Origin of the sequence: Oscillatoria salina IIICB1 (genome assembly GCF_020144665.1) — a bacterium.
Classification (GTDB): domain Bacteria; phylum Cyanobacteriota; class Cyanobacteriia; order Cyanobacteriales; family SIO1D9; genus IIICB1.
Genome location: NZ_JAAHBQ010000003.1, coordinates 64,453 through 88,313, shown reverse-complemented (window position 1 = coordinate 88,313; position 23,861 = coordinate 64,453). Strand labels below are relative to the sequence as shown.

Here is a 23,861-nt window from a genome sequence, read left to right as displayed (position 1 = left end):
CATCCTCTACTAATTCCATTCCTTTTCAATTTTTTCTAAATCCTTCGCTGCACCGAGTTGCTGATAGATTTGATAAGCAGTATGGTAATGTTCTTCGGCAACTTCTTCATTACCTCGCTTGCGCCATACTTGAGCAAGGCGAAAAGTACATTCAGCAACATACTGGACATCTTCTAATGCTTGAAATCTTTCTAAAGCATCAATTAAGTATTTTTCTGCTGTATCTAAGTTACCTCTACCTAGTTCAACTTCGCCAAGGGAACCAATAGAGTAAGGCATACCCGCGCGATCGCCTAATTCTTCCTCTATCTGCAAGCATTGTCGATACAGCCTTTGAGCTTCAGCCCAATTACCCCGATTTCGCTCAATTTCGCCCAAAACTCCCCAAGAAGAAGCCATACCCGCGCGATCGCCTAATTCTTCTCGTAACTGCAACGATTGTCGATACAGCTTTTCAGCTTCGTCCCAATTACCCTGATTTCGCTCAATATCGCCCAAAACTCCCCAAACAGCAGCCATACCCGTGCGATCGCCTAATTCTTCGTGTAACTGCAACGATTGTCGAAACAGCCTTTGAGCTTCGTCCCAATTACCCCGATTTCGCTCAATCTCGCCCAAAAGTCCGACAGAATAAGCTATATCTTCTTTACTTTCTTGCTTTTCTGCGTTGGCTAAGGCTTCAGTAAAATATTTTTTGGCTTCATTCCATCTACCTAAATCGCGATAAATTACTCCAATCCATTGCAAACAAATTCCATAGTAATCCCCATCTAAATAAGGTAAAACTTCTTCGCATAAATCTTTTAATAAATTCCAATGTCCCCAAGGTCGTAAATAACTTCCTAGATTATTAACTAATAGGTAAGCTTCCCGATAATTTCCCAACTGAAAAGCAAAAAATTGCGCCTCCAAAACCGGACGTAAATCATTTAAACTTTGGGGATTTTCCACATTCTTCCCCGTGCAATAAAACTTATATACCGTTTCCAGCAATTGAGGTAACTCATTTTTACACTCAGCTTGCAGAAACTCCACAATAATTCGATGCAAATCATAATAAGTTTCGCACTCTTCCTCATCGTAGCGACTTTGCACCAAAGAACAATCTACCAACTGCTGAATAATTGCTTCCGTTTCCTCTATTTCCCCATCAGTTAATTCCGCAGCTTCTTCCCTTTCTGATGCTATTTCAAAACGCGGATCTTGCGCCAAATCATTCGTATAAAGCCGCAAAAAAGTCAAACCAGTAACATCAATTCCCACCCGCAAAACACACATCCGCCGTAACAAATCTTTTGCTGCTTCAGTTTGTCTCTTTAATTGCTCTAATAAAATCGGTTCCGCTTTCTTCGTTACTAACTCTGGATGCTTGCGAAGATAGCCCGGTTTCCTCCTCCCAATTGCCGCCAATTGAGTTAAAATAAATACCTGCCCATCAACCCTTGACGACACCCAAAATAAATCGCTTTCCTTGTCTTTCAATTGATATTGACGCAGAATTTTCACCCCCGCTTCTACCGCCACCCCACCCACCGTTTCTAAACATACCAAATTCGGGTCTGGTTCAGTTCCAACACAGCGAGAATCAGCCAAATCTCGCGGCAATTCCCGACTCGTCAATATCACCTGCGAGCAATGATTGCTATAAACCAACTGATTGAGAAACTGTCCCCACTCCTGCGTTACGGCATATCCAGCCCTTTCCTCACTCGCTGGCTGTAAAATTACTTCCAAGTTATCTAAAAATAGTAAACAATGCTGATTTGTCAACTCAGCGATAATTTTCTTAATCTTTTGCGCCGCATCGGGAAAATTTTCCAACCCTACAACCGTCAGATTTTCTAACAGAAATTCCGCAATTTCATCGAAACTTGTCCCCGGCTCAGTTTTAAAGTAGAATACTGTATCATAAGCGCAATCCGTGCCTAATCTGGGCGGTTTAAGCTCAACTCCCACCGCTTCCAGGAGTTTCACCCCCAGCGAAGTCTTTCCAATTCCTCCTTGTCCCACCAAAGCCACTACCTTCGGAGGATTTTCCCTCACGAGTAAATTCCCCCGCAAACTCTCCACCAGCGTTTCTCTTCCTTCCCAAACCCGCACTTCCGGCAGCGTTTCCAAACCTATCGCTCGTTTTTGCTGATTTTCCTCACTTTCCTCAGCCTTTCCCCCCATCTCCACCGAAACCGAAACCGAAACCGAATTATTCGGCTGACGCTTTCGCCACTCTTCTTGAAACCGCCGCAGATTTTCCTCTTTGTCCTTACTCCACAGCTTCAGTACAAAAACCCACCTCTCCGAACCTCGTTTAATAAGCCGACGGTCTTCCCAAATTCCCAGAAATTTCCCCAAGTAGTGAGTCAGAATTGCCCCAATCTCTTTACGTTGGGTTTTTTTCGCTTTTGGGTCAATTTTTCCCTTCCCATAAATCAACTGTCGCAGCGTTTCCAAAGTAGTCTCGACAGTTAATTTCAGTTCGTCTTTGTCTTTTTCGTCTTTTTCTTCGCCTTTTTTTTTGTCTTTTTCTTCCCAGCGAAAGCTCACTTTAGCGTTAATGTAGTCGTCACCCAATTCCCCATCAACAAAATTGAGTAACGCTTCGAGCAACTCCTGGACTTTCTGTTGTGATTTTTCACCGTAACTAAAAGTAGGCATAGTAGGAGAGTTTGACTGTGCGGAGAGGATTCCTATTTCACAATAACACTCACAAAGTGATGTTGAGCGAAGCGAAACATCTCCCAAACCCACTTTCGCTTTTGAGAATAACTGTAATTATGTCATGTTGAGCGAAGCGAAACATCTCCCAAACCCATTTTTACTTTTAAGAATAACTGTAATTATGTCATGTTGAGCGAAGCGAAACATCTATGAGATTCTTCGTTAACACTCAGAATGACAATTTCCATTCGAGATTTTTCGCTAACACCACAATGAAAATCGCGGAAAAAGTTTCGGGAAAGTTTCGGGAAACCGAAACCGAATGCTATCCCGAAAGCACCCGAATAGCGAATTAGTAAGGCTTTCAGCTATTTCTTGACTTCGGAGATCCCCGAAATTTTAGAACAACATCATGTCGAATTCAGGTGACGTGATGCGGTTAGAAAAAAGAGTGAAATTAGCTATCCTCGAAACAATTTTATCCCTAGCAATTGGCTTTGTGGATAGTAACGCGGGGGATAGTTTAACTGTCGGTGGTTTTCTCAATGTTCGCGAGACACAACCGCGACAATCGCAGGGTAGTTTTAACGGACAAGTTTCGGGAAATTCGCACAAATTTCGCGTTTGTCCGTTATTAGTGCATCTACGCCAAAAAAGCCCTAAAAATGACTAATTTACGCATAACTAATTTGTAGAGACGTTGGCTGCAACGTCTCTATCTGATTTAATAATGTAACAGGGAAAATTTGGCTAAGAAATGGGTTTAAAGGCTGAAAGATTCTAGGGAAGCCATCACTGCATTAATAAATCTTTTTCCAAAAAAACTTGATAGCAGTCCGCAGCCTATAACTAGAAATAATGCTATACTGACTTGCAACAAATTCAAATCTATTCGCCCACCCAAGGCGACGGGAATAAATACTAGAAATGCAGCTAATGCCGCACCCCCCAGAAATCGCAAAATAAATTCCGGGAGGGAAGCTTTTTGAGGTTGCTGATTTTCCAGTTTCATAATCTTTCTGAAGAAAAATCGTTGACAATGACAATCTCATTTTAACACAGGATTTAATACTAAGGTGGATTGACAGGAGCGCTGCGATCGCACCCAAAATAAATTTAAGCGCCTAAATTATCTTCTATTTGACCTGATTTTCTATTTCTAGGCAAAAATTCAATCAGCTTGAAAATAAACACCTAAATGGTTAGCAATTGGACGCTGACGCATGGGAATTCGCGTATGAAAAGGAGCATTTAAAACTTGAGTTTTTTCCTCATTGTCTATTACTAAAGTCGTCGAACCACCACCATCTAAATTTAAGCCGCGATCTGCGCCTAAATCGGTTATTATTTCTGCTAATTCTGTTAAAGTAACGCCGTCACTATAAAAAGGTTGTCTCCCATCAACAATAATTAACCATAACTTTTTTCCAGTTTTGTCAATAGCAACCGCAGTCCGAGGAACTGGTTGATTTGCAATTGGATTGTTATCGGGATTTTCTACTACTTGACCATCTTTAACTAAGATTGCACTTCCAGCAAATGCTTGTTGCGTATTTTTCGGACATTTTGTTCCTCCAATTGTCGCTTGATTATCTTTAGAAACGCAAAAAACATACCAGCCAGCACTAGCTTCGGAATAAATTTTGCCTTCAGAAATTGCTTGTCCATTTACCTTGACAAAATCGCCACTTCTGGGGTAATAATTCCAAGGATGATGCACGACAAAAGGATGGAAAAAACTCCCATTAATTGCTAATTGTAAGTTATATTCTTGCAAAAATTCTGAAGTTGTGCGGGCTTTAATATCCATTTCTTGATTATTGGAATCTCCTGGTGTAACAAATAGCTTGACTCCTGGTGAATTAAGGTCAATACTAACAATATGCAGCAAGATTGGACGAGGTTGATAACGAGCCTCGCGTTGATAGTTTATCCCCTCGGATAACTGCTTTTCTAAGTTCGTGCGAGGTGGACGACGTAATAACAATCCGATGTAAATTAGTAAGGGAATCATTATTAAACTAATTCCCGAAATAAGGAGAAATGGTTTGAGGTAAAATTGGAGTTGCTTGGGCATTGTTAGTTTCGGATTTCATCTTATAACTAACTTCACCAGGATCTCTGGAAAACTCGGAATTTTTAGAGCCTGAGAAGTTAAGAATATTGTTAAGAAAATCTCTAATTTTAAGTTTAGTATTGACAAAGATGCCAAATTATGCGAAAAATATTTCTAATGGTTATTTTAGGCAAAATCTAATTTTTTTCTCTCCCTACTAATTGAAGTAAGATCTGTTACAAGAATCAGGAAAGAACTAAACTGAGAAGTAAAACACCATGCAAGGTAAACAAGTATTGTTAACAGGGGGTACTGGAGGTTTAGGATTAGGCGTAACTCCAGCATTATTAGCCAGAGGTGCAAAGTTAACTGTTACCTATATTCATGAAAAGCAAGTCGAACGTCTGAAAAAAAATCTTTCCCCTCAAGAATTTGCCAGTATTCGTTTTGTTTCTGTCAATTTATTTGAGGAAAAAGCAGTGGCTCAGTTGATTAATGATATGGGAAAGGTGGATGTTTTAATTCATTTAGTAGGCGGTTTTTCGATGGGAAAAGTGGCAGAATATAGTTATGAAAATTGGCAGAAAGATTTTGAGTTGAACTTAAATACAACATTTTTGGTTTGTAAATATAGCTTGCAAAAAATGCTGGAATATGGTTATGGTAGAATCGTAACTGTAGGTTCGAGAGGTGCAGTGCAACCGGCGGGACAATTAGCAGCTTATTCTGCATCAAAAGCGGGAGTGGTAGCATTAACTCAGGCGATCGCGGAAGAAACTAAGGGTTTAGATATTACTGCTAATTGCGTTTTACCCAGTGTAATCGACACTCCAGCGAACCGAGAAGCAATGGGAGATGAAGACGCAAATAAGTGGGTTAAACCGGAATCTCTCGCGGAAGTTATTTGCTTCCTCGCTTCGGAAGCAGCAAAAGATTTGCGTGGTGCGTTAGTTCCAGTATACGGAGAAGCTTAGTTCAGTGAACAGTGAACAGTTATCAGTTAGCAGTTAGCAGTGACCAGTTATCAGTTATCAGTGACCAGTTATCAGTTTATCTTCCTATTCCCCAATCCCCAGTCCCCAGTCCCCAGTCCCCAATCCCCAATCCCCAGTCCCCAGTCCCCAGTCCCTTAATAGGGAATACCGTAGGGGAAATTGTAAACAACTTGAGACAATTCATTGAGTAAAATTGCTTCTAATTGGGTATCTTGGAGAAGTCTAGCTAACGCGATCGCCTCTTGGTAAAATCTTTGTGCTTCCAGTCTATTACCCTGCGTGCTATAAATTTGAGCCGATAAGCGTAAAGCGCTCAATTGTTGGGATAAATCTTCATTTTTCCGTGCTAAGGTAAATAATTCATCTAATCTTCTCAAAGCTACGCGATCGAGTCCAAGAGCATTATAAGATTCAGCTAGACCAATCAGAGCGCGGTAGCGATTGCGTAAATCTAAACTTTCCTCAGCGAGAATTTCAGCGACAAGATAAGCATCAATAGCTTGATTAAACTGATGGGTAGCTAAGTAAGCATCACCCAAATTATTTAAAGTATTTGCTCTTCCGAGAGGATCTGGAACTTGACGACGAAAAGTTAAAGCAGCCTGATAGCGTTTAATTGCTTGATTGTAATCTTGCTGGTAAGCTGCTAATAAGCCGAGATTACTCAAACTTAAGCCTATACCCTCATCGCTTTCAAGGCTACGAGCAATTTCCCAAGCTTCATTAAACAATTTGTCTGCGGCTTGAAAATCTCTAGTATTGAGTAAGAGCGTACCGAGATTATTGAGAGCAAAAACTTGTTCCAGAAAATTTTCGCGATCGCGTGCAACTGATAATCTTTTTCTTAGTACATCTTCTGCTGATTTCAAACGTCCGAGATTGATATAAACTTGAGCCAAATATTCATAAGTTTGACCAATTGCGTCGATATCGCCAATTTCGTGATATAGTTCCAATGCTTGTAAAAAGAAAGGAATTGCCTTTTCAGGATTGCGTTGTCGTGCTTCTTGTGCGCCGAGACGAATTTGTAAATCTGCTTCATCTCTAATCGTTTGTTGACGGCGATTATTAAAAGGAATATTTAGCTGTCTTTCTATTTCTTGAGCAGTTACCGGATAAAAATTAGTTAGACAGATTATCGATCCTAATACCAATACTGGTAAAATTCTCTGTTTTTTCATAGTGATTGGGGATTGGTGATTGGTGATTGGGGATTGGGGATTGGGGATTGGGTTCAGTTATCAGTGAACAGTTACCAGTGAACAGTTATCAGTTTATCCCCCCTCCTCCTTGTCTCCCTTGTCTTCCAAGTCTCTCTATTCAAACCGTTACACCTTCACTCTCTCCAACTTTCTCTTCCGACTCTGAGGAAGCATCGGCTTTCGACTCACCTAAATAAATCGCGCGAATATCTTCGGGTAAATTTTCCGAAAGCAATTGATAACCTTCTTGAAGTTTAACTTCAACCTCAGCCGGAGAAATAACTACTCCCTCGGCTTGGAGATAAGCAGAAATGCGAGTTTCGCTCCAGTGAAAAGTTTGCGACATCAACACCATCAAGCGTAGGGTTGGTGGTATTAACTCCAAAGCTTGTTCGAGATAACACCACAACGGCGGCGGTGCAGCCTTTAAATTATAGTTAATTGATTCCACAGGCGGTAAATCAGCTTGGTTGATACAAACCGCCGTCATATTAATCAACCAATTTTGGAAAGTATTTGCTCCAGCTTCCTCATCGTATAAATTTAAAGCACGCATTTCGTAGAAAATATGTCGCCAAGTGAGAGCAAACAAATAATCAGCTTGAACAGGCGATCGCGCGGAATGGGAAATTAGAGTATAGACAATTGGACTATAGCGACAGAAAATCGCCGTAAAATATCTACCTCGCTCAGGATGATTTTTGAACAAGGAGAGCAATTGGCGATCGCTGTGGCGAAATAAAGATTTTACCAGCGAATGATTTGATTCGGGAAATTGAGGTAGTCTTTGCACGGTTTCTCGTTTAAGCGTAACAGCTTATCTGAAGTTATTCTATGCTTAGTTGAGAACTTTTGACCCAGTGATTCCGCGATCGGGTACTCTCCCAAGAAGAATCTCATACTTTCGTCGTTGTCAGCTTGTTTCTAATCTAGTTAACCCTGGAAAGAATAAGTTAGCCTAGAAATAATTACATTGATACAATTTATTTCCAACTGGGGCAGGATAGTAAACTAACCCATAACTAGCCAATAGTTCGTAATTTCGTCAATCTATGATCTCATTAAACAGCATTTTTGATTTTGTATCTCTTAACTTACACCCCGGCGCTTTTCTGCCACCTATAGATAGTATATTTTCTACTCAAGGCATCATGGTGATGCTTCTCGCCGCTTATGCTGGGGCGATGTGGATGTTTCTCAGTAGCGCCCCCAAAGTTCATACAATCATGGTTTCTGATTTAGAGATAGCCAAGCAATTTTACGAAGGTTTGCTTAACTTACCTGTGGCTGAAGTTCCTCTGCACTATTATTACAACTACGAGCAAACTTTAGGCGCAACTGGTATCGATCCTCTTTATATGTCCGCTAGTCCGACAACCACAACCACTACAGGTTTTAATGGTAACGAAGGCTTGTGGTATCAACTGAAAAAAAATACTCAAGTTCACGTGATTTCTGGTGCAAGCTACGGTTACAAAAATCGCCAGCGTCACGTCTGTTTCGATCGCGAATGTTTAGAAGATCTGCTTTTACGGGTGCAGTCTCGCCGTTTAAGATACAAAGTACGTCGCGACAAACCCTTGAACTTTCTCGTCAAAGATATCGAAAATCGCACTATTGAAATGGCGGAAGTATCTAATTAAGGGGGATTGGGGACTAGGGATTGGGGATTGGGGACTAGGGATTGGGGATTGGGGACTAGGGATTGGGGATTGGGGATTGGGTATTGGGGATTGGGGACTAGGGATTGGGGATTGGGGATTGGGTATTGGGGATTGGGTATTGGGTATTGGGGATTGGGTATTGGGGATTAGGGATTAGGGATTGGGGATTAGGGAGACAAGGAGTATAAACTGATAACTGATAACTGATAACTGTTCACTGAACCCAGTCCCCACCTCACCAGTCCCCAGTCCCCACCTCACCAGTCACCAGTCCCCACCTCACCAGTCCCCAGTCCCCAGTCCCCAGTCCCTAATTTCTCAACAGGGGATAATAAAGATCGCCGAGTCCACCAACAACCCCAGCGCGATCGCCTGCTTCTGGACCAGTACCCAAAAACAAGTCTACACGCCCTGGAGATTTAATCGCACTACCAGTATCTTGATCGAGGACGTAGCGGCTTACCAGTCGGTATTCTAGCTCGCCTTCTTGATTAAAATAAGGAATTTCGGTTCTGACGAGTGCCAAAGCCCCAGGAGGCATGAGAGACTTATCTGTAGCGATCGAGCGATCGGCAGTCACGGGTACATTTAGGCTACCTGTTGCTGGTGCGCCGTGAGTTTCTTGGAAGAAAATAAAGCGATTGTTGCGAGGTAAATATACATCCAGCAATTCCGGGCGCTGCTGAAAAATTTCAATCATCTTCGGTAAGGTAAAGCCATCCCTAGGATGAAGACCATCCTTAATCATTTCCCTACCCACACTGTTATAAGGGTAATCCGTATTACCTCCATAGCCAACAGTCATCACCGAGCCATCAGGAAGCTGAAGACGAGCCGAACCTTGGATATGAACCAAAAAAGCTTCAAAGCGATCGCGTAACCAAACTAACTCGTTTCCGGCTAAACGACCACCTCTACCAGTACCATCTCTTCCTTCTAATTCCGCACGAGAAGGATGGGGTTTCCGCCAACTCGAAAAGTTACTCGGTTTGCGATACAGGGGATAGCGATACTCGGCTGATGGCGTGCGCGAAGCGGCATAAATTGGCTCGTAATAAGCAGTAAAGTAAACTTTGCCGTCACTGCTTCGCCCCACCGACTTATAAAAGACGAACTCGCGCTCAATTGCAGCTTGTAATTCGGCGGGACTTTGGGAAGTAACCACCAACTCGCGGAAACGTTCCAAAGAGCGCCGCACTCGCGAAAGAGTAACTCCTCGTACCGGATAACGTTGATAAGCTCGCGCCGCACTAGGCGTAGACAAATAACGTAAACTATGGTCTATCGATCGCAACAGCGCATCTTTATCTCCAGGTGAGTCAGGAGTACCCCAGATTTGCTCGTCCATCCCTAAAGCATTGGACTGAGGGTTGACACTTATCGGTCGCAGTTGAGCCATTACTGGCAAACTGGGAATCGAGAAGGTAAGTCCCAATCCCAAGGAGACTAAAGCAATTGTTTTTTTCATCCTTATCAATTTTGGTAAATCAGCTTTTGTAGCGGAGAGCATCCCTAGATTATGTTGTCTTTGCGACTGCTAAACGCCAGTGAGTGTTCCGAGATTTTTTTTAAACATAAAACAGCTAGTCAGAAATTTTCACTTGAGGATGTGATTTTGTCAACCTCAAGTGCAAAAATTTCTTTAATACTCGTCCGCAAAGGAGCGATCGACGCTACCCGCAAAAATTGGTTCTACCCGGATGGCGACTACGTTTGCGGGACGTAAAACCATATATTCGCCGGGAACATTTTTAATCGGAACGTTGATAAAATCAGTAGAACTCGCTTTGGGCATCAATTCGTTGCTATACCACTTTTGAAATTCTTGAATGGTGGTAAAGCGAACTTCTTGGCGATGACCAGTGGACAAAAATAAGTGTACTGCGTATTCGTCTGGGGTTCTGGGCATAAATTCTTTTCCTAATCCCTCCAAAATATTATCAGCGACAAACAGGAAGAAAATCTAGGAAGTTACCAGTTGTTGGCTACACGCACTCTTATAACTCGGTAACTTCAGCAATTGCATAATAGTAACTAAAAAAGATTAAAACGCCGCAGCAAGGTTAAGAGCAAAGGTGGCAAGGTTTGACTTAGTTCCGTTGCTGTAGTGAAAGATAACTGTTGCTGGTTGGGTAAGTCAAAGGGATATTCTCCCTTCCAACCGGGACGTTCCATTTTCGCGAGCAAAACTTCTCCGGTGCGCTTGCTTTGCATCGCGTAGCCGATTTCGATACAAACATTGGGGCTGGGAAGCAATCTCGTGGTTTCCTCTTCGTCGGTAAGACGCGCTACTGGGGTTGCGTCGGCGACAAATAACAAACATTTGCGGATTTGACGCAGTTGAGCGCTACTGAGTCGCATGGGATTGTCACTCGGACGGGGAGATTCTTGTAAAGTTAAACTCAGACGCGATCGCTGATTCAACTCTTCAATTGTCTCTAACAAAACTTCCCGCAATTGGTTACTCGCAGTGGGGTATTCTCTTTGCCAGCAGAAAAAGATCGCAGGTTCTAAGATCGCTGCGATCTCTTGTTTGGTGAAATAAATCTCTCGTGCTGTCAAATCTATGTTCGAGATGGCATAACCGCCGCTACCCTCGATGTAAAATTCGACGGTCTCTCCTTCTAAGTAACGTCCAAACCACTCGGCAGTTTGTACGTCTTCAATCTCGTCTAAAAAATCGGCTCGCAATCCTGACTTTAGCAAGCTATTCCGATTCAAACGCAAGTTATGGGGGCGTTTGATAACTTCCCTAATTGGTTCGTACTCTGGTAGATACCAAGCTTTCAGCGCAATAATCGCCATTCTCTGCTATCTCTGGGCAAGATTTTCCTTGCTTAATACAACTGTTTAACAGAGAAATCTTAACAAAAGGCGCTGATATCTTCACCGCATTCGTCTGCTAAATAGCATAAAGCCCGGAAACGCAGCATCATTAATTCTTCGTAGAGAGGATTGAGCTTACACATCGGTGGAATATGGAAGATAGGACGACCAAATAGTTTTACTTCTCGCTCAAAAGGACATTGGGAGGGAATTAGTTTGCAGAGGCGACGTGCAAATTTAGGATTATCTACTTTCAGGTTATCGAGCCACTGCCGCAATGGTTTCAATGGTGCAAATTCCTTCTTTTGTTGGGCAATTTTCTCGCTGCAAGTGGATTGATTGTTGTCAGCCCAGATCCAACTTGCTAAGACAATGTTTTTTACTGTATACTCGGTTACATCATTCATCGCTCTACTCTGTTCCACCTAATTGAACAGGCTTTTCTACATTTAAGCTACCAATACCGGATTGCTGTTTCCGGATGGTTATCTATTGAGATCGTGACTAATCGGCAAGCTCCTTGGCGTGAGCAAGATCCCGGAATTTTTGTGATTTGCTTTCCCCATTTCAGTGACTTTACTTACAGTCGAACGTGCCTCGCTATGTTTAAGTAACAATTCTCCGAAAAGTTGAGAAAATGTATTAAATGTTACAGAAATTTTTAAACTTAATTGCTATACAAAAGCTGCATCTGAACGATCTTCCAGCTAAAGACAAAAGATTGAGGCTAACTTAAATTAAGCTTTTTTACTGAAGTGCGCTCCTCAGATTTCATGATAAATTTTCTGAGGACTAATTTGTGTTGCATCTTACCACCAAGAAAATATGACCTCGTTTTTGGCGATTAATAATTATTCTCCTTTAGCAGTTTTCTTAATCGGAATTACTACTTTTATTGGCATATTAGGAATCGGCTTGCTTTTGCTTCATTTAGCACGTTTAAAGATACCTAGTCCTTGGCGACAAGTTGTCGGCGTGTTGTTAGGAATTCAAGTTTTAAGTTTAACAGTTCAAATAGTGGGAATGTGCGGTATAGCAACTCAACCTGTGTTGATTAGTATCTGGTTGATTTTAGTTACCGTCGGGGGATTAGGTTGTTATCGGTTAGCTTATCCCTTGCAGCCGCCGATTGCTGAGAAAATTCCTCATGGTTGGGGAAAACTACCGCTAATTATCGGTATAGTTGCCCTAACTATAAACTTATTAGTAGCGATCGCGCCCTCAACTAAAATCGACGAGTTGCATTATCATCTGCTTCTACCGAGTCGAATTCTCACAGACCATGCTTTAAAATTTTATCTCGAACCCTTGGAAGGTGCAATTCTGCCACATATGCACTTCCAAATTTCCACAACCCCACTACACGCCCTTGGTTTTCCCGATGCTGCGAACGTAGTTAGTTGGAGTTTAAGTCTAATTTTAGTTTGGTTTGGTTGGTATGCGATCGCTGAACGTCTCAAAGTATCAGCTTTTGCTTATCTTTGTGTTACGCCAATTGTCGTGGGAATTTATCCTATAGTTTGGTATGTCACCGGAGGCGCTCATGCGATGGGAGATTTAGCTACAGCGTCGGCAATAGTTGCTTTATTCACTAGAGAAGATTTACTCAAAAAAGTTAACTATCAAACCTATGGATTTATCTGTTCGTTGCTAGTTTTGTCCTCAGTTAGTTCTAAAGTAACTTTATTTCCATTAGGGATGACTATGCTTGGTTTATCAATAGTTTATTTGTGGGTAAATTTACCTACTTGGCAAACAAAAATTAAGGTAGTCATGATGATTTTGCTACCTTGGTTTATTTTTTACTTACCATTGCTAATTTGGACTTTCTTCCAGTCTGGTTCTCCTTTTGGACCAATGTTGAATGAATTATTTAACGAATCCATTTATCAAACTTATCCTACTACTAAGGGTGATTATCTTAAGGGAATAAAAATTGCTATTAACAATCGTTTACGAAATTCTCTCGAACATACCTTTTTGGGATATTCACCCCTAATTTGGCTCATGACTTGGGGAATTATTTTCATAAATAAACTCAAACTTGCCAAGCGTTTATCGATTCTTAGTTTGTTTGTTTTTCAGATTTTAATAATTATCTTGTTTCTCACTCATGAAACTCGTTATTTGGGCGGCATTCAATACGGAATTGTAATCTTATTCGGCATAAATATATCTGAAAAAATATTAAAAAAAGTCATTTATAAATACTGGCTAATTATTAATCTCATTTTAATTCTACCCTGGCTAAGTCTCCAAACCTACTATGCACAAAATTTTGTACCTGTATCTTTGGGATTAGAAAACAAGTCAGAATTTTATCTCCGCAATATAGCTTTTTACCAAGATTATCAAATCCTCGATCGAATTCTTCCCAAGGATGCAGCTTTGTTAATAGATGGAATCAAAATAAATTCTGTTTACTCTCCCCGACCAATTTATCTCAATCCTGTTGATTTACCTGCTAAGAAAAGTCTTTTTTTATTGCGAGTTAATTCTCGTTCCAAGTTATCTAAACGAAATATTTTATCAGATTATCAAATTGGTCAAAGAGTATATGTAAATCCCCAAGCAATAATGCAAATTTATCGAGTTCCGGGAAAAAATAATCCTCGAGGAAAACTAGAAGTTTTTGCTTTGACTCGTAAGCAGTAAAATTGTTGTTTACAGTTCGACGATCGATTTATTTTCTTCGCCAGCAATTTCTAATTCGAGACGGACATTTTTACTGTTATAAATAACCACTCCGTTATATCCGCTAGTAGGCACAGAAAAGGATAAATTTTCACTTTCCTTAGCTGTTACTGTAACTGCACCAATTTGAATTTGGCGAGATGCACTGGAGATGCGAATTTTTTCTTCGCTAAGAAGATCTTTAATTAAAATCAAGCCTCGTTCCTTCATTGTTTTAATCAGTAAATGACGAATTTGTCTAGTTTCTACTTGCGGTTTCCGAGTCTGAGTTTTGACTAAGAAAGAAACTTTGGGATTGGGACGCTGTTTAGGTGGAAGTGGTGCTTCAAGAGAAAGATTTTCTAAAGTGATGCCCCAATTTTTTGCTTTTCTGGTAATTTCTGAGTTAATTCTCTCAGCTTTGTTAATTTGTCCTTGGTTACGGAAGTAATCTTTTTGTTTGGTTTTGACTGCTAACCAGCGTTTCCTTGCAAGTAAACGTAAGTCTGTATTTGCGTGGGAGATGTATTGCTCGTAAAATGTTAATGTTTCGACAAGAGAGCCAATTTTTTCTAACGTAATTCCTAAATGTTCCATCAAAAGATATTGTTGCCAGGTAGAAGAATTGATAATCTCTTGTTTCATAAATTCTTCATAACGCAAACGCAAATCAGTATTGAGACTTTCGGGGGTGAGACGAGAAGCAGCCAAGTGATAAACGAAGTCAAATTTTAAAGCAATTTGTTCTGCTGACTTTAGGGTTGATAAATAAGTTTCTAAGCTAGCGATCGCGTTTTCCCAATGGCGATAACCTAGATAATAATGTAGTAAAGCCCGGAGAGATTTGACTTCTGGTTGATTGTCGGTAGCTTTTTGCCAACAAGTTTGGACTTTGCTGGGGAGATCTAACCAAGTATAAATAATAAAAGCATTTTTATATTGATTGAGCGCTTCTAAAGCAGGGGCAACATAATTTAACCAAGCAGTTTCTTTAGGTTGCCCTGTCTGTTGCCAAAGTAAAATTATGCGTTGATAAGCTGAAATTTTTGCCAGATATTCTAATCCTGTAGGCATTCCCACTAACTCAGATTTAGCGAAATTATATTCTGGTGTTTGAGTTGCTTGAATTTGTTCCCAAGATTCTACAGCTTGGGCATAATTTTTACTTTGGTAAAAGCATTCAGCCGCTTGTGCTGTCAAGGTATCTTCTTGATATCCAGCTTGGGCAAGTTGAAGCAAGACTTGACCAAAACGTTGCCATTGTTCGTTTGGTATTAATTGCTGATTTGACTGTAATTTTGAGATAGTTTGGGCGTAGTCTTGGAGGGCGTTTTGCCATTGTTGGCTGAAGCGATGTTCGGCGAGTTTTTTGTTAGTTATTTCTGTTTCTAAGAAAGTAGTAAATTCTTGCAGACGAGTAATTGATTGTTCGTAATTGTTTGCCATAAAATTAATTAAAGGACGAACTGAAGCGCGAGCGGTTGATATTTGATGATTGGGTTGTTTTTCTTGTTCTTCGTACCAATTAATTAATTCTGTCCAACACATTCCTTCCCAGAAACAATTCCAAGCTTCTTCTACTTCTTCTAGTTGTAAAAAGCGAGATCCAGCTTCTAGATATTGTGCTTCTAGTTTCAGTGCCCAAGCTTCGCATACCACAGCCTGGGTATAATTGTCAAGTTTTAGATATGCTCTTTGGGCGCGCCTTAGCCAGTCAGGATCTTGTGACTGTAGCCCTTCCGTCTCGAAAGTTTGCGCGATCGCCTGCAAGTCATCTGTACCTAATTCGGCGGGGCTATTACCCAAACTGATTAATTTTATCCTTTCTTGCCATTGTTTTTGCTCTCTTTCTCTAGGTAATTGTTGAATGAATTGAGTTAATTCTGCTTCGGTACTTGCTCGTTTCCACAAGTTGTGTTCTCCGGTTTCTGTATCAATAATAAATAACCGTTCTGTGGCGCGACTTGCCGCCACATAAAGCTTATTAAAAAAGTATTTAATCTCTTCACCACGATCGTCGTTTGTTTTCCAAGCTTTTCGATCGCAAGCTTCGCCAAATTTGTAGAGAACAACTTGTTTAAACTCTAAGCCTTTTGCGGCGATCGCGCTGAGAACATTCCAAGGTGCTTCGGCATTTTCTTCTCCGGAAACTAGACGACAGAGAATTTCATCATCTTGTACATAATCTATTTCTCCCCCTTCATCGCAAGGAATAATAATAATTGTATTTTGCAAATACAAAACTATATCTTCTGGTTGAATATTTTGCGATAAAATAAATTTCTCTGGCGCAAATTCTCCACTTTTTTTCGTATGTTGGGGTTTGAGTTCGGGAATGTCAAATAGCACTCGCCGCCAAAGTTGGATTAAGTTATTCACGCCGACAATGGGTGGAATTGAGCGATAATTGCACTCTAATTCAGTAAAGTTCATTTCTAATCCTAATCTTCCTGTCGGCGAAAGCGCGGCAATTACTTCATTGTAAAAAGCAGCTTTCAGACTAGCCCAACGAAAGCCAGTAGGATTGAGAGTTTGAAGCGGATCTCCGGCAAATGCAAAAGGCAAACTTTCAACGTGCTGATGTTCTAAATCGTAGTTAGAAAACACAGACAAGCGCATGATTAATTTTAATTCTAATTGGGTAAAATCTTGCGCTTCGTCACAAAAAATAGCTGTATATTCAGAATTGTAACATTTAAGTTGTAGCACTTTTCTGATTAAATCTTGGTCGTCCCATTCGTTATTTTCTTCAGTACGCTTTTTGTACCATTTCCAAACATGGTCGTAAATTTTCTTGAATTCTTCAGTGGAAACAGTTCTTTCACGGCGAGGAATTTCTTGGTAATCTTCAAGTTCTAGATAAACATCCCGTTCATCCAGATGATATCCTTTAATAAAAGTCCGAATTACTAACCAACATCTTTCTGGTGAATAGCCGCGCCAAGCGCGGCGGCAAAGTTGGCGAAAGCGATGAAAAGAAATATAATTAGCATCGAGAAAGCGATCGCGTTCTTCTGGCGGAAGCAAATCTCGTAAAAATGTCCGTAATGATTGAAAAAAGGGACTAATATCTGGAAATTCGATTTCTTCACCTCTTCTTTCCAGAAAGCGGTGATGTGATGCTAGTAAAGCTGCTACTCGCTCTTGGGCAACTTTGAGTAGGCGATCGTTATATGCTAAAAATAAAGGATGTGGCTTGCTTAAAAAATCTCTTTTTTCTTCTTGACAATACTGCCAGTGTCGATGACAGTAATCAGCAAAAAGGTGGAACAACATTGTAGATTTGCCGCTACCTGCTTGCCCGTTTAAAAATAATGGTAAAGATGGGTTAGAAGTAGAAACTGAATGCAGAATTGCTTCTTCTTCGGCAGAAAGTGCTAAATTGGCGGCTTCTTCTTTTTCGATTGCCAACCAACTTTTTTCATCTGCTAATAAATAGCTGGGATAGGCACGTTTGGCAGAAAAAGTTAAGTCATCTATTTGCAGTCGTTCGGATAAACAATTGATTTGGTTTGCTTCGGCTATGTGCTGAATTTCTTCAGGGGAAGGTATTTTAGCAAAAGGAGCGAGGAGAAACAAAACTTTCCTTTCGGGAGTATCAGAAGTAATAATTTTGCTAAATAAAAGAGAATGCTGTTTTTCAGTATAAATTTTGATGCCATCAAACCCCGTACTTTCGCCAATTGAGTCATTATTAGAGGCAAGATTGGCAATGAGACGATTATAAATTTGCCATTGATTTTGGATTTCTGGAGTTTGAAATAAATTTAGCCAAGTTTCACTTTCATAGATTACTACCTCATCGCTAGTATGCTTTTGCCAAGAAGGAGGATCGAGCCAAGGTAATAAATTTCCGTCTAAAGGTGGAGGCGAAGGTTGCATTTCCTTTGTGGAGGCTTTTTGTTCCCGCAGCCATTCTTCAAGATGCTGAATTTGACCATCCAGAGAGGGGTTACTAAATTTTTCCCGTTCTCGCAAAAATTCCTCGTATTTGCTGTCACCACGCCTAAAAACCGCTAACCAGCAAAGAATTTGGTCGTTCCCTACGCGACGGATGCGAGCAATTAAGCGCAGATTACCTTCTTTACGCTTGAGATAAGGATACAAACGCTCAAAATGTGCCAATACTTCATCAACCGTCATGCTTTCGAGATCGTCACAGAGACGGTTAACGCGATCGCTAAGATTTCGTTCTTTTACTTGATTGTTAAAAACAGAGGTGCGATAAACAAACATAGAGAATCCCCCACTGTACTGACGTTAACAGTTTGCAGGTAGAATTTGCTTGGGTAGGCGAGCCATAAATTTAGGTTATCGCTGTTAACACCCCACCTGCGTTATTTACTATTGTCGTTCAGTACACCAAGCTAGTTGAGGTTGCGATCGCTTTTCCCCAAATCGCGTTTAATTTTCCTCTCCAGAATTGATTTGAGGCTGATTTTCGGCTATTTCTCGGACTTGCTCCACATCCAAAGCTAAAACCTCCGCGATATACTCTACTGATGCACCTAAATTCAACATTGCGGGTACTGCTTCTCACTTACCGCGCTTTTCAGCACGCTTTTCACCTTCTTGGATACCTTCCTGAAAAGCTTCTTGATAGACCTTGCTTTGCTTGATGTCGCCTAATCCTAACATGGCTTCGATCTCCTTGCTCTCTTTGGCGCTTAAAGGGGGAAAGGGGAAAAAGGCGATCGCCTCTTTCACCAAATCACGCTTAATTTTCGTCTCCAGAATTGATTTGAGGTTGATTTTGGGCTAATTCGCTGACTTCCTCCACATCCATAGCCAATACCTCAGCGATATACTCCACAGATGCCCCTAAAGCCAACATTGCGGGTACTGCGGCTAGCTTAACGCGCTCTTCACCTTCCTGAAAAGCTTCTTGATAGACCTTACTTTGCTTGATGTCGCCTAATCCTAACATGGCTTCAATCTCCTTACGACTTAAGTTGGTAAACTTGTAAACTACGATCGTTTCTATTAATTGTATTAGCTCTCTTTGTCGAGAAGCATCAGTTATTTCTGTTGTGGCTTTCTCAATTAACTGTCTTGCCCGAACGGGTGCTGTTTCCTCGTCAGCTACTACTAATTTTACTGTTTCTATGCCAAGAGTCTCTTCAGTAGTAAAATCTAATTCATCCAGATAAAGACGATTAACTTGTTCCGATGCGAGTAAGGCTCGATAGCGCGTTATTTCTCCTTTATCAGTATTGCGCGTCGGATAGATAACAACTGCACGCCAGTCGTTTTTTAGTTCAGTTTTGTCCAAATACAAAAAGATTTCGGCAAAAAAGCGAGAGTAAAAGTTTTTGTCTGGTTGAAATTGGACTTCAACAAAGTAAATCGGTTCTTCAGTTGCTTCTGTAGCCGGAAGAAATACGCCGTCAATGCGGAAAGCAAGCTGTTTGATTTCTACTGAGGCAAATTGATAAGTTTCTGCTGTTGAAGGCGGAAGTTGAATCAGTTCAAAGAAGCTGCTGGGAAAAGATTGAAAAAGGCGATAAAATATGGTATCGGTTTTCACGCTGTTTTTATTCTGATTCGGTATGTAGATTTTACGACGTTGGCGATCGCTAAATCTACATAAATGTAAGAGAGGAAATAAAGAGAAAAATATATTTAAACATCAGCTAGTCACTCATTAAGAACTGATTCTGTTGATTAGGAAAATTATTACTTAAAAATTGTCTTAATTCCTGGGTTATTCATCTGCTTGTATTTGTCTTACCACAGTCAGGGCGGAATAACTAACGCCTGCGGTTCCTTCTCCTGGGTGGGTGGAGTCGCCGACTAACCATAAGTTAGCAATTGGGGTTCGAGTAGCAAAACTAAAGGGACCAAATGTGGGTATTCTTTGTCCAATTCCGCCGACGAAACCGTCTTCGCGGGCGGTAAAACGGGCAAATGTGCGCGGTGTGGCGGCTTCGGTGTGGATAATGGTTTCTGGGGTGAGGTGGAAGTATTCTGCTAGGCGAGCGATCGCGTTTTCGGTATATTCTTGTTTTAGGCGTTGATAATCTTTTTCTGTGCCTCGCCACCATTTTCGAGTATCGGTAAATGATGATGCAATAATTGTCGCTTTTCCGGTTGGGGCGCGTCCGTCTCCTGGTTTACTAACTGATACGAATAATGAGTTATTTTCACCTATTTCTCCGTCGTAGTCGTAGAGAAATTGTAGGTGAGGCGGACAATTTTTAGGAATGGCACTTTGTTCTACACCAAGATAAATTACAAATGCACCTGATGGTGAAGGTAATTTATCTACTCTTTTTTTATAACTAGGAAAAAGTAGTTTTGTAGTTAGTTTTTGTCGCCACGATTGCTGTAAAGTTGTCGGAGAAGATTTCTCTAGATTAGAGTTTAGATCTAACAATTTAACTAAATTATGCACTGTAACATTAGCAACTACTTTATGGGCAGCTTGAAACCAAATTTCGTTAGTTTTTTGGTTACGAATGCTAACTCCAGTTATTCTTCCTGAGTTAGTATGAATTTTTTCGACAGTGTGGCGCATTAATAGTTTACCGCCGTATTTCTCTAATCCTTCAACGAGGCGATCGCTTAATACCTGCATACTGCCTTGTAAATGATATAATCCCTGTGGTTCTTGAGATACTCCTAATGCTGTTGCTGCATACAATAAAGCTGTTTCATCGGCATCAACTTGGGAATAAAGTTTTAGTTGTAAATCTAAAAATGTTCGCAGCCTTTTGTCATCATAAATCCGATATCCTCTTAAGGCATCACTTACGGTCATGAAAGTAAAAGGTACGGTGATAAAAGTATCTAAACGGAGGGCAGCAATTAACTGCCAAAGATCCCATAAATTGCGCGGCGGTAAGACTGGATCTCTACTTTGAAATCGCCAGCTAGCACGAAATAAATTTGACATTAATTGCCAAAAAGGTTCGCTGCTGGGAAACTGTTTTTGTCTCTCTAATTGCCATTTTTTCGGGTCGCGCCAAACACTAATTGGTTCGGTTTCTCCTGGTAAGAATACCGCGCAAGCTGGATCGCAAGGTGTGGCTGATGGTAACTCTATTTCTAACTCATCAAAGATGCGTTTGTGGATGCCTCCAGGCTCTAAACCTGCTACTTGGGTTGCACCGACATCAAAGGTAAATTCTCGTCGTTTGAAGGTTGAGGCACAGCCTCCGGGTGCGATCGCCTGATCTAAAATAAGGACATCGTAGCCTCGACGAGCTAGTAATGCCCCGGCTGTGAGTCCGCCAATTCCCGCCCCAACAACTACTACACGATTTTTTTGTGTTTTTTCTTGACTTTTTTGCATAAGTATGTATTAAAAATAAGTTTTCACCCAGTCTCCAGTCCCCAGTCCCCAGTCCCCAATCCCCAATCCCCAGTCCCCAGTCCCCAGTCCCCAGTCCCCAGTCCCCAATTCCCAGTCCCCAATTCCCAGTCCCCAATCACATTGTAAACATTTGTTGAGAAAAGTTAAGAAGGAAGTGCGCGATCGCCTAATTCCCTAACCTAGTTAAGATAAAAGCAGAATTAACAAATATTTGTAATTAGCGAATGACATCAACTCTGCTTTCGACTCCAACCCTGAATGCGCCCACAGTAAGGCAATTACCCAACGGTTTAACTATTGTTGCAGAACAGATGGCCGTGGATGCGGTAAGTTTGAATATCTGGTTAAAAGTGGGTTCTGCCGTCGAACCCGATGCTATCAACGGCATGGCTCATTTTCTCGAACACATGGTTTTTAAAGGAACACCCCGACTGAAAGCAGGGGACTTTGAACGTTTAATCGAAGAACGGGGTGCAGTTACCAACGCCGCCACGAGTCAGGATTATACTCACTATTACATCACCACCGCCCCCAAAGATTTTGCCAAGTTAGCACCATTGCAAATAGACGTAGTTGTCAATCCTTGCATTGCTGACGATGCGTTTGCACGCGAACGTCTAGTAATTTTGGAAGAAATTCGTCGTTCGGAAGATAATCCTCGTCGTCGCACGTTTTATCGAGCAATGGGAACAGGTTTCGAGCATTTACCCTATCGCCGTTCGGTATTAGGACCGACAGAGGTAATTTCTCAACTGGAAGCGCAACAAATGCGGAACTTTCACAGCCAGTGGTATCGACCTGAATTAATGACGGCGGCGGTAGTGGGTAATTTACCTGTGGAGGAATTAATTGGTATTGTTAACGCTGGATTTGAACAATGCTACAGCGAAGATAAATTTGCGGGGAAAATGCCTTGGTTAGGCGAACGAGAAACTTTCTTCCCCGAACCTAGTTTTACCGATATTGTGCGGCGAGAATACATTGATGAAACCCTGCAACAAGCCCGTTTAGTGATGTTGTGGCGAGTACCGGGAATGAACTCGGTTGCAGAAACCTATGCCCTGGACATTCTAGCAGCGATTTTAGGACAGGGTAAGATGTCGAGACTGTTTCGGGATTTACGCGAAGAACGGCAACTGGTATCTTCCATCGGTGCGAGTAACATGACGCAATTAATTCAGGGAGCATTTTATATCTATGCAATGTTACCACCGGAAAATCTTACCGAAGTCGAAAATGCGATCGCCGAACACATCCGCCAACTCAACAACGAACTAATTGCCGAAGCAGATATAACTCGTCTGCGTACTAAAGTAGCAAATCGTTTCGTTTTTGCCAACGAAAAACCCAGCGATCGCGCTAACCTCTACGGATATTATCAATCCCAAATCGGAGATTTAGCCCCAGCAATCAATTATCCCGATCGCATTCAAGCGATCGAAGCGGTAGACTTACAAATAGCTGCACAACGCTATCTCTCTTTTGATGCTTATGGTGTAGTTGCTGTCAAACCAGAATAATTGTTCGATGTTTGGTATATGTAGAGACGTTATCCCAAACGTCTCTCTCAGAATTACTAAAAATGTGGAATCAAATCGCCGAACAAATCTCAACCCATACTCAAGAAAAATTCAAGCTTGAAAACCGTCGTTCCGTTGGTGGCGGCTGTATCAATCAATGTTATTGTCTCGAAGGACAAAATTGCAACTACTTCTTAAAAATCAATTCTGCTTCCTTTGCGGATATGTTTGCCGCCGAAGCCTTGGGTTTAAAACAAATGTATGAAACCCAAACAATTCGCGTTCCCAAACCGATTTGTTGGGGTACAGTAGACCAAACTGCCTACATCGTTATGGAATGGCTAGAATTTGGTTCTAGTAGTAGCGAAACCTCTACCGAAATGGGGCGCAAACTAGCTGCTATGCACCAAACCAAAGGCGCAGATAAATTCGGCTGGGACACCAACAATACTATCGGTTCCACACCACAAATCAATACTTGGACAGAAAATTGGGCAGACTTTTTCGCCGAACACAGAATTGGCTATCAATTGCGACTAGCGAAACGTAAAGGTGGTAGTTTCCCCGATACTAATGAGGTAATTAGCCAAGTACGAGCAATTTTAGCAGATCGTCAACCGCAACCTTCCTTAGTACATGGGGACTTGTGGTCGGGAAACGCAGCCTCCACCGTAACAGGAGAACCAGTTATTTTAGATCCTGCCACATATTGGGGCGATCGTGAAGTCGATGTGGCAATGACTGAATTATTTGGCGGTTTCCCTGCTGCTTTTTATCGCGGTTATAACGAAGTTTGGCAATTAGATGAAGGTTATAAACAAAGGAAAACTTTGTATAATCTTTATCACATTTTGAATCATTTTAATTTGTTTGGCGGCGGCTACGGTTCCCAAGCAAGTCGAATGCTTCAGCAAATCCTTAAATAGTTTATTCCTCTGTTTTTACCTTAATTCTC

19 protein-coding genes are annotated in these 23,861 nt (G+C 41.3%); 6 read left to right on the top strand and 13 right to left on the bottom strand.

Annotation, left to right across the window (positions count from 1 at the left end; all coding sequences use genetic code 11):
- Positions 1-9 precede the first annotated feature (9 nt).
- On the bottom strand, positions 10-2,652 hold the full coding sequence (locus G3T18_RS01020; protein ID WP_224408646.1) for a tetratricopeptide repeat protein: 2,643 nt from the start codon (positions 2,650-2,652) through the stop codon (positions 10-12).
- A gap of 415 nt (positions 2,653-3,067) precedes the next feature.
- Here G3T18_RS01020 and G3T18_RS01015 point away from each other — a divergent pair, with 415 nt between their 5' ends.
- Positions 3,068-3,328: a hypothetical protein gene (locus G3T18_RS01015; protein ID WP_224408645.1), complete on the top strand. Its 261-nt coding sequence runs from the start codon at positions 3,068-3,070 to the stop codon at positions 3,326-3,328.
- 90 nt (positions 3,329-3,418) lie between these two features.
- Here G3T18_RS01015 and G3T18_RS01010 read toward each other — a convergent pair whose 3' ends face one another.
- Both G3T18_RS01010 and G3T18_RS01005 read right to left on the bottom strand, forming a co-directional pair.
- Positions 3,419-3,667: a hypothetical protein gene (locus G3T18_RS01010; protein ID WP_224408644.1), complete on the bottom strand. Its 249-nt coding sequence runs from the start codon at positions 3,665-3,667 to the stop codon at positions 3,419-3,421.
- A 159-nt stretch (positions 3,668-3,826) separates the two neighbouring features.
- Positions 3,827-4,732, bottom strand: a complete 906-nt coding sequence (locus G3T18_RS01005) for a phosphodiester glycosidase family protein (RefSeq protein ID WP_224408643.1) — start codon at positions 4,730-4,732, stop codon at positions 3,827-3,829.
- 257 nt (positions 4,733-4,989) lie between these two features.
- On the opposite strand from G3T18_RS01005, the gene fabG reads away from it, so the two are divergent.
- Complete coding sequence (gene fabG, locus G3T18_RS01000) at positions 4,990-5,685, top strand: 3-oxoacyl-ACP reductase FabG (RefSeq protein ID WP_224408642.1); 696 nt, start codon at positions 4,990-4,992, stop codon at positions 5,683-5,685.
- A 155-nt stretch (positions 5,686-5,840) separates the two neighbouring features.
- Here fabG and G3T18_RS00995 read toward each other — a convergent pair whose 3' ends face one another.
- Both G3T18_RS00995 and G3T18_RS00990 read right to left on the bottom strand, forming a co-directional pair.
- Positions 5,841-6,887 (bottom strand): tetratricopeptide repeat protein, encoded by a 1,047-nt coding sequence (locus G3T18_RS00995; RefSeq protein WP_224408641.1) that lies wholly within the window; start codon positions 6,885-6,887, stop codon positions 5,841-5,843.
- A 139-nt stretch (positions 6,888-7,026) separates the two neighbouring features.
- Positions 7,027-7,701 (bottom strand): sigma-70 family RNA polymerase sigma factor, encoded by a 675-nt coding sequence (locus tag G3T18_RS00990; RefSeq protein WP_224408640.1) that lies wholly within the window; start codon positions 7,699-7,701, stop codon positions 7,027-7,029.
- 259 nt (positions 7,702-7,960) lie between these two features.
- On the opposite strand from G3T18_RS00990, the gene G3T18_RS00985 reads away from it, so the two are divergent.
- The gene (locus G3T18_RS00985) at positions 7,961-8,551 is read left to right on the top strand and encodes a glyoxalase-like domain protein (protein WP_224408639.1); all 591 of its coding nucleotides are present in this window, start codon (positions 7,961-7,963) and stop codon (positions 8,549-8,551) included.
- Positions 8,552-8,882: 331 nt separating this feature from the next.
- On the opposite strand, the gene mltA is transcribed toward G3T18_RS00985, so the two are convergent.
- The 4 genes from mltA to G3T18_RS00965 form a co-directional block, all read right to left on the bottom strand.
- Positions 8,883-10,040, bottom strand: a complete 1,158-nt coding sequence (gene mltA / locus G3T18_RS00980; protein ID WP_224408638.1) for a murein transglycosylase A — start codon at positions 10,038-10,040, stop codon at positions 8,883-8,885.
- A gap of 174 nt (positions 10,041-10,214) precedes the next feature.
- Positions 10,215-10,481, bottom strand: a complete 267-nt coding sequence (locus G3T18_RS00975; protein ID WP_224408637.1) for a hypothetical protein — start codon at positions 10,479-10,481, stop codon at positions 10,215-10,217.
- 125 nt (positions 10,482-10,606) lie between these two features.
- The gene (locus G3T18_RS00970; protein ID WP_224408636.1) at positions 10,607-11,377 is read right to left on the bottom strand and encodes a hypothetical protein; all 771 of its coding nucleotides are present in this window, start codon (positions 11,375-11,377) and stop codon (positions 10,607-10,609) included.
- A gap of 59 nt (positions 11,378-11,436) precedes the next feature.
- The gene (locus G3T18_RS00965; protein ID WP_224408635.1) at positions 11,437-11,805 is read right to left on the bottom strand and encodes a Mo-dependent nitrogenase C-terminal domain-containing protein; all 369 of its coding nucleotides are present in this window, start codon (positions 11,803-11,805) and stop codon (positions 11,437-11,439) included.
- Positions 11,806-12,223: 418 nt separating this feature from the next.
- On the opposite strand from G3T18_RS00965, the gene G3T18_RS00960 reads away from it, so the two are divergent.
- On the top strand, positions 12,224-14,053 hold the full coding sequence (locus G3T18_RS00960; RefSeq protein ID WP_224408634.1) for a hypothetical protein: 1,830 nt from the start codon (positions 12,224-12,226) through the stop codon (positions 14,051-14,053).
- A gap of 9 nt (positions 14,054-14,062) precedes the next feature.
- On the opposite strand, the gene G3T18_RS00955 is transcribed toward G3T18_RS00960, so the two are convergent.
- The 4 genes from G3T18_RS00955 to crtD all read right to left on the bottom strand — a co-directional run bounded on the left by G3T18_RS00955 (position 14,063) and on the right by crtD (position 21,365).
- Entirely contained in the window at positions 14,063-18,307 is a 4,245-nt protein-coding gene (locus tag G3T18_RS00955) for a helicase domain-containing protein (protein ID WP_224408633.1), read from the bottom strand.
- Between the two features lie 300 nt (positions 18,308-18,607).
- Positions 18,608-18,778, bottom strand: a complete 171-nt coding sequence (locus tag G3T18_RS00950) for a hypothetical protein (protein ID WP_224408632.1) — start codon at positions 18,776-18,778, stop codon at positions 18,608-18,610.
- Between the two features lie 10 nt (positions 18,779-18,788).
- The gene (locus G3T18_RS00945; RefSeq protein WP_224408631.1) at positions 18,789-19,598 is read right to left on the bottom strand and encodes an Rpn family recombination-promoting nuclease/putative transposase; all 810 of its coding nucleotides are present in this window, start codon (positions 19,596-19,598) and stop codon (positions 18,789-18,791) included.
- A 177-nt stretch (positions 19,599-19,775) separates the two neighbouring features.
- Positions 19,776-21,365 (bottom strand): C-3',4' desaturase CrtD, encoded by a 1,590-nt coding sequence (crtD, locus tag G3T18_RS00940; RefSeq protein WP_224408630.1) that lies wholly within the window; start codon positions 21,363-21,365, stop codon positions 19,776-19,778.
- Positions 21,366-21,610: 245 nt separating this feature from the next.
- Here crtD and G3T18_RS00935 point away from each other — a divergent pair, with 245 nt between their 5' ends.
- Together G3T18_RS00935 and G3T18_RS00930 are read left to right on the top strand one after the other, a co-directional pair.
- A complete protein-coding gene (locus G3T18_RS00935) occupies positions 21,611-22,906 on the top strand; it encodes a M16 family metallopeptidase (protein WP_224408629.1) in 1,296 nt (431 codons plus the stop codon).
- A gap of 62 nt (positions 22,907-22,968) precedes the next feature.
- Positions 22,969-23,832 carry a fructosamine kinase family protein gene (locus G3T18_RS00930; RefSeq protein WP_224408628.1) on the top strand — a complete coding sequence of 288 codons (864 nt, stop codon included), beginning with the start codon at positions 22,969-22,971 and terminating at the stop codon, positions 23,830-23,832.
- Positions 23,833-23,861: the final 29 nt, after the last annotated feature.

Bases quoted from the DNA above. Each gene is read 5' to 3' on its own strand.
- G3T18_RS01020 (WP_224408646.1), bottom strand. From the start codon at position 2,652: ATGCCTACTTTTAGTTACGGTGAAAAATCACAACAGAAAGTCCAGGAG.
- G3T18_RS01015 (WP_224408645.1), top strand. From the start codon at position 3,068: ATGTCGAATTCAGGTGACGTGATGCGGTTAGAAAAAAGAGTGAAATTA.
- G3T18_RS01010 (WP_224408644.1), bottom strand. From the start codon at position 3,667: ATGAAACTGGAAAATCAGCAACCTCAAAAAGCTTCCCTCCCGGAATTT.
- G3T18_RS01005 (WP_224408643.1), bottom strand. From the start codon at position 4,732: ATGCCCAAGCAACTCCAATTTTACCTCAAACCATTTCTCCTTATTTCG.
- fabG (WP_224408642.1), top strand. From the start codon at position 4,990: ATGCAAGGTAAACAAGTATTGTTAACAGGGGGTACTGGAGGTTTAGGA.
- G3T18_RS00995 (WP_224408641.1), bottom strand. From the start codon at position 6,887: ATGAAAAAACAGAGAATTTTACCAGTATTGGTATTAGGATCGATAATC.
- G3T18_RS00985 (WP_224408639.1), top strand. From the start codon at position 7,961: ATGATCTCATTAAACAGCATTTTTGATTTTGTATCTCTTAACTTACAC.
- mltA (WP_224408638.1), bottom strand. From the start codon at position 10,040: ATGAAAAAAACAATTGCTTTAGTCTCCTTGGGATTGGGACTTACCTTC.
- G3T18_RS00975 (WP_224408637.1), bottom strand. From the start codon at position 10,481: ATGCCCAGAACCCCAGACGAATACGCAGTACACTTATTTTTGTCCACT.
- G3T18_RS00970 (WP_224408636.1), bottom strand. From the start codon at position 11,377: ATGGCGATTATTGCGCTGAAAGCTTGGTATCTACCAGAGTACGAACCA.
- G3T18_RS00965 (WP_224408635.1), bottom strand. From the start codon at position 11,805: ATGAATGATGTAACCGAGTATACAGTAAAAAACATTGTCTTAGCAAGT.
- G3T18_RS00960 (WP_224408634.1), top strand. From the start codon at position 12,224: ATGACCTCGTTTTTGGCGATTAATAATTATTCTCCTTTAGCAGTTTTC.
- G3T18_RS00955 (WP_224408633.1), bottom strand. From the start codon at position 18,307: ATGTTTGTTTATCGCACCTCTGTTTTTAACAATCAAGTAAAAGAACGA.
- crtD (WP_224408630.1), bottom strand. From the start codon at position 21,365: ATGCAAAAAAGTCAAGAAAAAACACAAAAAAATCGTGTAGTAGTTGTT.
- G3T18_RS00935 (WP_224408629.1), top strand. From the start codon at position 21,611: ATGACATCAACTCTGCTTTCGACTCCAACCCTGAATGCGCCCACAGTA.
- G3T18_RS00930 (WP_224408628.1), top strand. From the start codon at position 22,969: ATGTGGAATCAAATCGCCGAACAAATCTCAACCCATACTCAAGAAAAA.